The organism is Yokenella regensburgei, assembly GCF_003634235.1.
In the GTDB taxonomy this organism is placed as follows: Bacteria; Pseudomonadota; Gammaproteobacteria; order Enterobacterales; family Enterobacteriaceae; genus Yokenella; species Yokenella regensburgei.
In genome coordinates this window covers 337,699-349,875 of the sequence record NZ_RBIZ01000004.1, presented here as the reverse complement: position 1 = coordinate 349,875, position 12,177 = coordinate 337,699, and the positions used below count along the sequence as shown (strand labels likewise).

The 12,177-nt window shown below is 53.2% G+C and carries 13 protein-coding genes; 9 read left to right on the top strand and 4 right to left on the bottom strand.

From position 1 onward, the window contains the following. Positions 1–19: 19 nt before the first annotated feature. A complete protein-coding gene (locus tag C7387_RS13070) occupies positions 20–1,453 on the bottom strand; it encodes a 6-phospho-beta-glucosidase (protein WP_038255500.1) in 1,434 nt (477 codons plus the stop codon). Between the two features lie 118 nt (positions 1,454–1,571). Beyond that, positions 1,572–2,306, bottom strand: coding sequence for a MurR/RpiR family transcriptional regulator (locus C7387_RS13065; protein WP_038255585.1), 735 nt, complete (start codon positions 2,304–2,306; stop codon positions 1,572–1,574). 46 nt (positions 2,307–2,352) lie between these two features. Between C7387_RS13065 and yqfB the strand changes: the two genes are divergently transcribed. Further along, positions 2,353–2,664 carry a N(4)-acetylcytidine aminohydrolase gene (gene yqfB, locus C7387_RS13060; protein WP_120816840.1) on the top strand — a complete coding sequence of 104 codons (312 nt, stop codon included), beginning with the start codon at positions 2,353–2,355 and terminating at the stop codon, positions 2,662–2,664. 163 nt (positions 2,665–2,827) lie between these two features. Further along, positions 2,828–3,481, top strand: a complete 654-nt coding sequence (gene trhA, locus C7387_RS13055) for a PAQR family membrane homeostasis protein TrhA (protein WP_006818406.1) — start codon at positions 2,828–2,830, stop codon at positions 3,479–3,481. 48 nt (positions 3,482–3,529) lie between these two features. Here trhA and ygfZ read toward each other — a convergent pair whose 3' ends face one another. Then, positions 3,530–4,513, bottom strand: coding sequence for a tRNA-modifying protein YgfZ (ygfZ, locus tag C7387_RS13050; protein WP_038255498.1), 984 nt, complete (start codon positions 4,511–4,513; stop codon positions 3,530–3,532). Positions 4,514–4,759: 246 nt separating this feature from the next. Here ygfZ and sdhE point away from each other — a divergent pair, with 246 nt between their 5' ends. Continuing rightward, positions 4,760–5,026, top strand: coding sequence for an FAD assembly factor SdhE (gene sdhE / locus C7387_RS13045; RefSeq protein WP_006818408.1), 267 nt, complete (start codon positions 4,760–4,762; stop codon positions 5,024–5,026). Further along, a complete protein-coding gene (locus C7387_RS13040) occupies positions 5,007–5,417 on the top strand; it encodes a protein YgfX (RefSeq protein ID WP_038255496.1) in 411 nt (136 codons plus the stop codon). Before sdhE ends, C7387_RS13040 begins: the two co-directional genes overlap by 20 nt. A gap of 5 nt (positions 5,418–5,422) precedes the next feature. On the opposite strand, the gene fldB is transcribed toward C7387_RS13040, so the two are convergent. After that, positions 5,423–5,944: a flavodoxin FldB gene (gene fldB / locus C7387_RS13035; protein ID WP_006818410.1), complete on the bottom strand. Its 522-nt coding sequence runs from the start codon at positions 5,942–5,944 to the stop codon at positions 5,423–5,425. A gap of 101 nt (positions 5,945–6,045) precedes the next feature. Here fldB and xerD point away from each other — a divergent pair, with 101 nt between their 5' ends. The 5 genes from xerD to lysS all read left to right on the top strand — a co-directional run bounded on the left by xerD (position 6,046) and on the right by lysS (position 12,146). Further along, on the top strand, positions 6,046–6,942 hold the full coding sequence (xerD, locus tag C7387_RS13030; RefSeq protein WP_038255494.1) for a site-specific tyrosine recombinase XerD: 897 nt from the start codon (positions 6,046–6,048) through the stop codon (positions 6,940–6,942). Between the two features lie 22 nt (positions 6,943–6,964). Further along, positions 6,965–7,678 (top strand): bifunctional protein-disulfide isomerase/oxidoreductase DsbC, encoded by a 714-nt coding sequence (gene dsbC, locus C7387_RS13025; protein ID WP_006818412.1) that lies wholly within the window; start codon positions 6,965–6,967, stop codon positions 7,676–7,678. A gap of 5 nt (positions 7,679–7,683) precedes the next feature. Further along, positions 7,684–9,417 carry a single-stranded-DNA-specific exonuclease RecJ gene (gene recJ, locus C7387_RS13020; protein WP_120816839.1) on the top strand — a complete coding sequence of 578 codons (1,734 nt, stop codon included), beginning with the start codon at positions 7,684–7,686 and terminating at the stop codon, positions 9,415–9,417. 100 nt (positions 9,418–9,517) lie between these two features. Continuing rightward, positions 9,518–10,616, top strand: a protein-coding gene (prfB, locus tag C7387_RS13015) for a peptide chain release factor 2 (RefSeq protein ID WP_112471493.1) whose coding sequence is annotated in 2 segments (ribosomal slippage) — positions 9,518–9,592 and positions 9,594–10,616 — 1,098 coding nt in all. Because the reading frame shifts where the segments join, the coding sequence is not laid out codon by codon here. A 9-nt stretch (positions 10,617–10,625) separates the two neighbouring features. After that, the gene (gene lysS / locus C7387_RS13010) at positions 10,626–12,146 is read left to right on the top strand and encodes a lysine--tRNA ligase (protein WP_006818416.1); all 1,521 of its coding nucleotides are present in this window, start codon (positions 10,626–10,628) and stop codon (positions 12,144–12,146) included. Positions 12,147–12,177 lie beyond the last annotated feature (31 nt).

The following is a 12,177-nucleotide window of genomic DNA, read 5'->3' as shown; positions in this document are numbered from 1 at the left end:
CGTCACATCCGGCAAATAATCAGAGATTTTCGCCGTTGCTGGCAATCACGTTTTTGTACCAGTTAAAGCTCTTCTTCCTTGAGCGGGACATATCGCCGGTACCGTCGTCGTGTTTGTTAACGTAAATAAAACCGTAGCGCTTGCTGTACTGTCCGGTAGTAAAGGAAACGCAGTCGATGCAGCCCCACGGGGTGTAGCCCATCAGGTCGACGCCGTCCCAGGTGACCGCTTTGACCATCTCGTCAATATGCGCGCGCAGGTATTCAATACGGTAGTCGTCGTTGATAGTGCCGTCGGCTTCGACTTTATCGTAGGCTCCAAAACCATTTTCAACGATAAAGAGCGGCTTCTGGTAGCGCTCGTACAGCTCGCATAGCGCATAGCGCAGCCCAACGGGGTCAATCTGCCAGCCCCAGTCGGAGGCTTTTACATGCGGGTTAGGCACACTGCCTTCAAACCCGGAAATTGCATCCCCGGTACCCCCTTCGGCTTTGACCGCGTTGGTCATGTAATAACTGAAGCCGAGGTAATCGCAGGTCCCTTCGCGCAGGATCTGTGCATCAGCTTCTTCCATGTGAATAGTAAAGCCACGGCGCTGCCACTCGTTCAGCACGTAACCCGGGTAGTAACCGCGCAGCTGGACGTCGGTAAAGACGTAGCGTTCACGCATTGATTCCTGAGCAAACATCACGTCTTCTGGCTTACAGGAATAGGGGTAGAGTGGCACCATCGCCAGCATGCAGCCGACTTTCATTTCTGGATTAATGCGGCGAGCAGCTTTCACCGCCAGGGCGCTGGCAACGAACTGATGATGCAGTACCTGGTACATGGTCTCTTCCGGATTGTCGTGTTCGGTATAAACGACTCCGGAGCAGCAGTAACCAAAGAGCGGTGCACGCCAGTTACGCTGGTTATTGATTTCGTTGAAGGTCATCCAGTACTTCACTTTGTGCTTATAGCGCTCAAAAACCACCTCAGCGAAGCGTACAAAACAATCAACCACCTTACGGTTAGTCCAGCTACCGTACTGCGTAACCAGATGCAGTGGCATTTCGAAATGGGAGAGGGTGATAACCGGTTCGATATTGTATTTAAGCAGTTCATCGAACATGTCGTCGTAGAACTTCAGCCCTTCTTCATTCGGCTGCGCTTCGTCACCTTTCGGGAAGATTCGGGTCCAGGCGATGGAGGTACGGAAGCATTTGAAGCCCATTTCAGCAAAGAGCTTAATGTCTTCTTTGTAATGCCCGTAGAAATCGACGGCCTCATGGTTCGGGTAGTACTTTCCTGCTTCAACCTGCTGGGTGATTTCACGTGGAACGCCGTGAGCGCCGCCGGTCAGAACGTCGCAAATACTGGGGCCTTTGCCGCCTTTATCCCAGCCACCTTCAACCTGGTGTGCCGCGACGGCGCCACCCCATAAAAAGTCTTTCGGTAGAGTCAGTTTTTTCATCGCTATTAATCTCATTCAATAAATCGCTGAAAATGAGTCTAACAAAGCGAAGTGAATTGTCACGATATAACAATTCAGGCCGAATGTGATTTGTTACATCCAAAAAACAAGCTGTTTTTTAACGTAGCTTCTTGGCAAGTTTTCGCCCCAGGGATTCCAGAATATAAATAACCGGGATTTGGGTCGTAATATCGTAGACGCCCGCTATACGAGTCTGAGGCACATGCCAGGAGAGGTTAAAATCAGCAAGCTTTGCCAGGCGTGAGTGCTCGTGGCTGGTAATGGAGAGCACTTTACAGTGATGCAGACTGAACTGGCTGGCAAAGCGCAGGATCTCTTCGGTTTCTCCGGAGACCGACAGCACAATCGCCAGCGCATTCTTTGCCATATCGTTGGTGACCGGGAAATAAGGGTCGTCAATATGGTTACTGAATTTACCAACGTTGGAGAAAAATCGTGCGCCATATTTTGCCAGAGAACCGGAGGTGCCTGCACCGACAAAAATAATACGTTCTGAAGCGAGGATAATATCGACTGCATCATCAAGTAGTGTATCGAACTCGTCGTTATTAACGCTTTTAAAAAAACTGATTATTTCGCTGGCACCAAAATTTGTCTGTTGAGGTTCTTCCTGCTCTAAATATAATTTAAAACGCACCCGAAACTCAGAGTACCCTTCACAGCCCAGGCGACGACAAAAACGCAGCACCGTGGTGGTGGATACCCCCGCGGCATCGGCCAGTTCACGAATGGTCATGTACATCACCGTGTCGCGATTTTTGATGACAAAGTGGTAGACCATCATTTCGAGATTGTTGAGGCTGGCAATGGCGGCGTGTGAAAATAGGCTCACGGTACGGGTTACTCTCGACAGACATTCAGCGAAAGGAAAGCATAACATGACAGCTAACGACATCACTTTTTTTCAGCGCTTTCAGGAAGACATTTTAGCCGGGCGTAAAACCATAACCCTGCGCGACGCGAGCGAGTCACACTTTAACGTCGGGGATATTCTGCGCGTGGGGCGCTACGAAGATGATGGCTACTTCTGCACTATCGAGGTAGTGGCAACCTCAACGGTGATGCTCGACGCTCTTACCACTCAGCATGCCCAACAGGAAAACATGACTCTGGCGCAGCTTAAGCAAGTTATTTCAGACATTTACCCCGGTGAGAATCAGTTTTATGTGATTGAATTCAAATGCCTTTGAGTTTATAGAGAACACCTGTTAGTTGAAATAAAAACGTAACTTAATGATTTTGTTATGGTTATAAATATTCACGTATTTATTTTAGCGAACATGTGTTCACTGGAATCATTCTCAGTTACGCTAGTGATGCGCTAATTGTAGATTAGTTCTTCCGGAGCTCAGTATGGTTCGTAAAGCATTAATTACCCAGGGTTACTCACTGGCTGAAGAGGTTGCTAACAGTATCAGCCATGGGATAGGCCTGGTATTCGGGATTGTCGGCCTGGTGTTGCTGCTGGTGCAGGCTGTGGATACCAATGCCAGCGCTATGGCTATCACCAGCTATAGCCTGTACGGCGGCAGCATGATCCTGCTGTTTCTTGCCTCCACCCTGTATCACGCTATTCCCCATCAACGGGCAAAGCAGTGGCTGAAAAAGTTCGACCATTGCGCCATTTACCTGCTGATTGCCGGTACCTATACGCCGTTTCTGCTGGTGGGGCTTGACTCACCGCTGGCGCGGGGGCTAATGATTGTCATCTGGAGCCTGGCGCTGGTTGGGATCCTGTTCAAACTGACTATCGCGCACCGGTTCAAAGTGTTGTCGCTGGTGACTTATCTCATCATGGGGTGGCTGTCTCTGATTGTGGTATATCAGTTAGCCATCAAGCTTGCGGTGGGTGGTGTTACGCTGCTGGCGGCGGGTGGGGTGGTTTATTCGTTGGGGGTGATTTTCTACGTTTGTAAACGTATCCCGTACAATCATGCTATCTGGCACGGTTTTGTGCTCGGAGGCAGCGTGTGCCACTTCCTCGCCATCTATTTATACGTCTTATAAATAGCAACAACGACCCGGCGGCGGTGCCGGGTCGCGTGACTAAAGATCTTATTCTTCTTCCAGGCTATAAGGCAGCGGCTCGATGCTCAGGGTATTAGCATCGTCGCGAACGCGAAATACGCTGTCAGCTTCCATGTCATTGTTCATCACGACCTGAACGAGCACGCGGGCGTCGTCGAGCTGAACGGCGGCGAGTACGGTGCCGGTACGGCGCCAGTTGTCACCCATTTTCAACTCTAAATCTTCTCCGGCTTCCGGTACGCGGCTGGCGTGACCTGCCAGATACCACAGCGCACGTTTATTGGCGCCCCGGAATTTTGCTCGTGCCACCATCTCCTGACCGGTATAGCACCCTTTTTTGAAGCTGATCCCGCCCAGCGCCTGCAGGTTGGTGGCCTGCGGAATAAACTGCCCGCTGTTCGCCGCGTCGATAACCGGGATCCCGGCTTCAATATCGAGCGCCAGCCACTGCTGGCTGTTGTTCAGCTGTGCTTCACTGCGTAAGGCGTCAACGATGCTCTCTGCGGTGGCGACATCGGTCACCAGCAGGAAACGTTCAGCCGGTTCGGCAAACCACAGCAGGGTCGTCGCGTCATTATGGGTAACCTGCTGTTCGGCGTCAGGAAGGGTGGTAAACAGATTTGCCAGCGCTGCGCGTGCCTGGAAACCGGCAACGCCCAGCAGAACATGCTCATCGTCAGCGGCAATGGTCGCTTTCGAGAACACGGCATATTTTTTCAGCTCGGTGAGTTGGGCATCGCGCAGGCTACGGCGCTCAAGCCAGGCAAAGCCTTCGGGCTGACGGAAAAGACGCAGATTGCTCCACATTTTACCTTTTCCGTCGCAGTGCGCGGCCAGCAGATGCTGGCTGTCGTTCATTTGCGCGACATCTGCAGTCACTTGCCCCTGCAGGTATTTCTCGGCATCAGGGCCGGTAATGCGTGCCAGTGCCCAGTCATCAAGGGTCATTAGCGTCAGCGGCAGACGCGCAGAGGCGGTAGGCTGGCGCGGAGGAAATGGAGTAAATGCCATAATAATGTCCTGAATTGCTTAACGCTCTGATAATGACTAATGGTAAAAGAGACAGGCCCTAATGCAAGCGCTTTCCACAGCCCTTTTGTGCCGTTTGACGGTTATGCGAGAAGACACGAGAAAAATTGAAATCCTTGCAAATGAAAGGGTTTTTTGTGGAAGAGGCACCGCACAGTGTAATAATCCTGTAAAGTAAGGGCGGAAAACGCGTTAAACTATTCGGTATCGTTATGCAGGAAGGACAACATGGACATTAATAACAAAGCCCGTATCCACTGGGCATGCCGTCGCGGTATGCGCGAACTTGATATCTCCATCATGCCGTTCTTTGAGTACGAGTACGACACGCTGAGTGATGAAGATAAACTCCTCTTCGTTCGTCTGCTGGAGTGCGACGACCCAGACCTGTTTAACTGGCTGATGAACCACGGCAAACCTGCCGATGCCGGTTTCCAGCGCATGGTACAACTTATTCAGACACGGAATCGGGAACGTGGTCCTGTGGCAATCTGATCTTCGCGTCTCATGGCGCGCACAATGGTTGTCATTGCTACTTCATGGCGTGGTGGCCGGGGTGGTATTACTGATGCCCTGGCCGTTGAGCTATACGCCGCTGTGGCTGCTGCTGCTTTCGCTGGTGGTGTTTGACTGCGTCCGCAGCCAGCGGAGAATCAACGCGCGGCAGGGCGAAATTAAACTACTGATAGATTCACGTCTACGCTGGCAAAATCAGGAGTGGGATATCCTGGGCACACCCTGGATATTATCGGGCGGGATGCTGCTGCGGATCCGTCGGGTCGGTCATCGCCGTAAACATCATCTATGGCTGGCGGCAGACAGTATGGAAGCCGGAGAGTGGCGGGATTTGCGCCGGATAATTATGCAACAACCGGCGCAACAGTAGCGGGCTCAGGAGAAGCGTTCAGCCATTTCACCGAGGATTTGCTCGCACCAGTTCTGGATGCGCTCATCGCTCAGGTCGTACTGGTTGGTTTCATCCAGCGCCAGCCCAACGAACAGTTGCCCGTCGGCAATAATGGGTTTCTGGCTGGTGAACTCATAACCTTCCGTTGGCCAATAGCCAATCATCTGTACGCCTTTGGTGACCAGCTTATCGTGCAGCATACCAAGGGCGTCGAGGAACCACTCGCCGTAGCCAAGTTGATCGCCCATACCGTATAACGCGATGATCTTGCCCTGCAGATTCAGCGTATCCAGTTGTTCCCAGACGGCTTCCCAGTCTTCCTGGATTTCACCAAAATCCCAGGTCGGAATACCAAGGATGAGCACATCGTACTGCTCCATCAACGAGGGTGAATCATCTTTAAGATTGTGCAGCGTCACCAGTTCGTCGCCGATCACGTCGCGGATTTTTTCCGCCGCCATTTCGGTGTAACAGGTACTGGAACCATAAAAAAGGCCAATGTTCATCGCGTAAACGTCTCATTTATTGCTATGACTTCGCGCTAGTGTAACAGAAATGAATTCCGTTCAGGCATAATGACCCGGGTTGCCGACTGAGAGGAGCGAATGTGGAAAAGGATCTCGCACAAATAGAACAGTTTCTCGATGCGCTGTGGCTTGAGAAAAATCTGGCGGAAAACACGCTCAGCGCCTATCGTCGGGATCTGACCATGCTGGTGGAGTGGCTGAACCATCGCGGATCAACCCTCGAAACCGTTCAGCATGACGAACTGCAGGCGCTGCTTGCTGAACGTAAAGCCGGTGGCTATAAAGCAACCAGTTCTGCCCGTTTGCTGAGCGCCATGCGTCGTTTCTTCCAGCATCTGTATCGGGAAAAACTACGCGCTGACGACCCCAGCGCCCAGCTGGCCTCACCAAAACTCCCGCAGCGGTTGCCCAAAGATCTCAGCGAGGCGCAGGTCGACAGCCTGTTACAGGCACCGTTAGTTGACCAGCCGCTGGAGTTACGCGATAAAGCTATGCTGGAAGTACTCTACGCCACCGGGCTGCGCGTTACCGAGCTCGTTAGCCTGACCATGAGCGACGTAAGTTTACGACAAGGGGTGGTGCGGGTTATTGGCAAGGGCAACAAAGAACGGCTGGTTCCGCTGGGAGAAGAAGCGGTGTACTGGCTGGAGAATTATCTTGAACACGGGCGGCCATGGCTACTGAACGGCGTTTCGCTGGATGTTCTGTTCCCAAGCTCCCGGGCTCAGCAAATGACGCGCCAGACCTTCTGGCATCGAATTAAGCACTATGCTCAACTGGCGGGCATAGACAGTGAAAAACTCTCGCCGCACGTTTTACGACATGCGTTCGCGACGCATTTGCTGAACCACGGCGCAGATCTGCGCGTGGTGCAAATGCTGCTTGGGCATAGCGATCTGTCAACAACACAGATCTACACCCATGTCGCGACCGAACGCCTGCGGCAGCTCCATCAACAGCATCACCCGCGTGCGTGAAGGCTGATTAAAAGGAAATGGTATGAAAAAAGGTTTACTGATGTTCACTCTGCTGGCCGCTTCGCTCTCTGGCGCGGCCCATGCTGATGATGCAGCCATCAAACAGTCCCTGAAGAAACTGGGTGTTCAGAACGCGGATATTCAGGCTGCACCGGTTGCAGGCATGAAAACCGTGCTCACCGACAGCGGGGTGCTGTACGTCACCGAAGACGGTAAACATATCATTCAGGGACCGATGTATGACGTCAGCGGCGCTCAGCCGGTAAACGTCACTAATCAGCTGCTGATGACCCGCCTGAATGCGTTAGAAAAAGAGATGATCGTCTATAAGGCCCCGCAGGAAAAACACGTGATCACCGTGTTTACCGATATCACCTGCGGGTACTGCCACAAGCTGCATGAAGAGATGAAAGACTACAACGCGCTTGGTATTACCGTGCGTTATCTCGCTTTCCCGCGCCAGGGCGTGCAGAGCCAGGCTGAGAGCGACATGAAATCTATCTGGTGTGCCAAAGACCGCCAGAAAGCCTTTGATGACGCCATGCAGGGCAAAGGTGTTAAACCTGCCTCCTGCGACATCGATATCGCTAAACACTACGCGCTGGGCGTGCAGTTTGGCGTGAACGGAACGCCGGCCATTGTGTTGAGCAACGGTTTCGTGGTACCTGGTTATCAGGGACCAAAAGAGATGAAAGCGTTTCTTGATGAACACCAGAAACAAACCAGCGGTAACTGATTCGCGTGAAATCACAGATACAACTTCGTCGGCGAGAAGTCGACGAGGCGGTGGTGCTACCTGAGTCACTGCCGCCGCTTTTGCGCAGACTTTACGCCAGTCGGGGCGTGAAGAGCGCAAGCGATCTTGAGCGCAGCGTGAAGGCGATGCTGCCCTGGCAGCAGCTTAGCGGTGTGGAAAAGGCCGTTGAGATCCTGCATAACGCCTTCCGGGAAGGGCTGCGTATTGTCGTGGTGGGCGATTTCGACGCCGATGGCGCAACCAGTACCGCGCTCAGCGTGCTCGGCATGCGTGCATTGGGTTGCCAGAACATCGCCTATCTGGTGCCGAACCGTTTTGAAGACGGCTACGGCCTTAGCCCGGAAGTGGTTGAACAGGCCCACGCTCGCGGCGCACAGCTCATTATGACCGTGGATAACGGCATCTCTTCCCACGCGGGAGTGGATCGTGCGCATGCGCTCGGCATCCCGGTGCTGGTGACCGATCACCACCTGCCGGGTGACACGCTGCCGGCCGCCGAAGCCATCATTAACCCAAATCTGAATGATTGCGACTTTCCGTCGAAATCGCTGGCGGGCGTGGGGGTGGCGTTTTACCTGATGCTGGCGCTTCGTACCCACCTGCGTGACAACGGTTGGTTCGAGGAGCGAGGCATTACGCCGCCGAATCTGGCGGAGCTGCTCGACCTGGTTGCGCTTGGCACCGTGGCGGACGTAGTACCGCTTGATGCTAACAATCGCATTCTTATCTGGCAGGGGCTCAGTCGTATTCGTGCCGGGAAGTGCCGTCTCGGTATCAAAGCGCTGCTTGAAGTGTCTAATCGTGAAGCGCAGAAGCTGGCGGCAAGCGATCTTGGCTTTGCGCTTGGGCCGCGTCTGAATGCTGCTGGCCGGCTGGATGATATGTCCGTTGGCGTGGCGCTGCTGCTTTGTGATAACCCGGGTGAAGCGCGAATGCTCGCCAACGAGCTCGATGCGCTGAATCAGACGCGCAAAGAGATTGAACAGGGGATGCAGGCAGAAGCGCTGACGCTTTGCGAGAAGCTCGAGCGCTCTCGGGATACCCTCCCGGGGGGCCTCGCCATGTATCACCCCGAATGGCACCAGGGCGTGGTCGGTATTCTGGCTTCGCGGATAAAAGAGCGTTTCCATCGTCCGGTCATTGCTTTTGCCCCTGCGGGAGACGGTACGTTAAAAGGCTCCGGTCGTTCTATTCAGGGCCTGCATATGCGAGATGCCCTGGAGCGCCTTGATACGCTGTTTCCCGGTTTGATAATCAAGTTTGGTGGCCATGCCATGGCGGCGGGGCTGTCGCTTGAAGAGGCTCGTTTTGACGAGTTTCAGCAACGTTTTGGTGAGCTGGTCACTGACTGGCTGGATCCGTCGCTGCTACAGGGTGAAGTAATCTCTGACGGGCCGTTGTCACCCAATGAGATGACGCTGGAAATCGCTCAAATGCTGCGCGATGCTGGCCCGTGGGGACAAATGTTTCCAGAGCCGTTGTTCGACGGGCGTTTTCGGCTGTTGCAGCAGCGCCTGGTTGGAGAGCGTCATTTAAAAGTGATGGTAGAGCCGGTCGGCGGCGGGCCATTGCTTGACGGCATCGCGTTTAATATCGACACGGCCTGCTGGCCAGATAACGGTGTGCGTGAGGTTGAGCTGGCTTATAAGCTTGATATCAACGAATTCCGTGGCAACCGAAGTGTACAGCTGATTATTGACAATATTTGGCCTGTCTAGAGACAGCGCGTGGCAGTAATCGCTATAAAAAGGGGCGGAGATCCGGTAAAATTCGCCCCTTAACACCGCATTTTACAAGTCCAATTAAAGAAAACAGACCATGTTTGAAATTAATCCGGTAAAAAACCGCATTCAGGACCTCACGGAACGCTCTGACGTTCTTAGGGGGTATCTTTGACTATGATGCCAAGAAAGAGCGTCTGGAAGAAGTAAACGCCGAGCTGGAACAGCCGGATGTCTGGAACGAACCTGAGCGCGCACAGGCGCTGGGTAAAGAACGTTCCTCCCTCGAAGCCATCGTCGAAACGCTGGATCAGATGGCTCAGGGGCTGGAAGATGTTTCCGGTCTGCTGGAACTTGCTGTTGAAGCTGAAGACGAAGAGACCTTCAATGAAGCAGTTGCTGAGCTTGATCAACTGGAAGAGAAATTAGCTCAGTTAGAATTCCGTCGTATGTTCTCCGGCGAATATGACAATGCTGATTGTTATCTCGACATTCAGGCGGGTTCTGGTGGTACAGAAGCGCAGGACTGGGCGAGCATGCTGGTACGTATGTACCTGCGCTGGGCTGAAGCACGCGGCTTTAAAACCGAAGTGATTGAAGAGTCCGAAGGCGAAGTGGCGGGCCTGAAATCTGCCACGATTAAAATTTCCGGTGATTATGCTTACGGCTGGTTGCGTACTGAAACTGGCGTTCATCGCCTGGTACGTAAGAGCCCGTTTGACTCCGGTGGTCGTCGTCATACATCGTTCAGCTCCGCGTTTGTATACCCGGAAGTGGACGATGATATCGACATCGATATCAACCCGGCGGATCTGCGTATCGATGTGTATCGTGCGTCAGGTGCCGGTGGCCAGCACGTTAACCGTACGGAATCTGCGGTACGTATTACCCACATTCCGACCAATACCGTGACACAGTGCCAGAACGACCGTTCTCAGCATAAGAACAAAGACCAGGCCATGAAGCAGATGAAAGCGAAGCTTTATGAACTGGAAATGCAGAAAAAGAATGCCGAAAAGCAGGCGATGGAAGATAACAAATCTGACATCGGCTGGGGTAGCCAGATTCGTTCCTATGTCCTGGACGACTCGCGCATTAAAGATCTGCGTACTGGTGTAGAGACCCGCAATACCCAGGCAGTGCTGGATGGCAGCCTGGATCAATTTATCGAAGCAAGTTTGAAAGCAGGGTTATGAGGAACCAAAATGTCTGAAATACAAGCACAAGGTGCCGATGAGGCCATTGACCTTAATAATGAACTGAAATCTCGTCGTGAGAAGCTGGCCGCGCTGCGTGAAGAGCAGGCTGTTGCTTTCCCGAATGATTTCCGTCGCGATCATACCTCTGACCAATTGCACTCTGAATTCGATGCCAAGGAAAACGAGGAACTCGAATCCCTGAACGTTGAAGTCTCTGTTGCTGGCCGTATGATGACCCGCCGTATTATGGGTAAAGCCTCCTTCATCACGTTGCAAGACGTGGGTGGCCGTATCCAGCTTTACGCGGCGCGTGACGATTTGCCGGAAGGCGTTTACAACGATCAGTTTAAGAAATGGGATCTCGGCGACATCATCGCTGCGCGCGGTAAGCTGTTTAAAACCAAAACCGGCGAGCTGTCTATTCACTGCACCGAGCTGCGCCTGCTGACTAAAGCACTGCGCCCGCTGCCGGACAAGTTCCACGGCCTGCAGGATCAGGAAGCGCGTTATCGTCAGCGCTACCTGGATCTCATCGCTAACGATGAGTCCCGTAACACCTTTAAAATCCGTTCTCAGATCCTGGCCGGCATGCGTAAATTCATGGTTGGTCGTGGCTTCATGGAAGTGGAAACCCCGATGATGCAGGTGATCCCGGGTGGTGCTTCTGCACGTCCGTTCATCACGCATCACAACGCTCTGGATATGGACATGTACCTGCGTATCGCGCCGGAACTGTACCTGAAGCGTCTGGTCGTGGGTGGCTTCGAACGCGTCTTCGAAATCAACCGTAACTTCCGTAACGAAGGTATCTCCGTTCGTCATAACCCTGAGTTCACCATGATGGAACTCTATATGGCGTATGCAGATTATAAAGATCTGATCGAGCTGACCGAATCCCTGTTCCGCACCCTGGCGCAGGATGTTCTGGGTAAAACCGAAGTACCTTACGGTGAACACACCTTCGACTTCGGCAAGCCGTTCGTGAAACTGACCATGCGCGAAGCTATCAAGAAATACCGTCCGGAAACCAACATGGCGGATCTGGATAACTTCGACGCGGCGAAAGCCATCGCAGAATCTATCGGCATTCATGTCGAGAAGAGCTGGGGTCTGGGCCGTATCGTGACCGAGATCTTTGACGAAGTGGCAGAAGCGCACCTGATTCAGCCTACCTTCATCACTGAATACCCGGCAGAAGTGTCTCCGCTGGCGCGTCGTAATGACGTGAACCCGGAAATCACCGATCGCTTTGAATTCTTCATCGGCGGCCGTGAAATCGGTAACGGCTTCAGCGAGCTGAACGATGCTGAAGACCAGGCTCAGCGCTTCCTGGATCAGGTAAACGCGAAAGCCGCAGGCGATGACGAAGCGATGTTCTACGACGAAGACTACGTGACCGCGCTGGAACACGGTCTGCCGCCGACCGCTGGTCTGGGCATTGGTATCGACCGTATGGTTATGCTGTTCACCAACAGCCACACCATCCGTGACGTGATCCTGTTCCCGGCTCTGCGTCCGCAGAAGTAAGTTCGACACGCTGGAATGCCCCTCCCCGGGG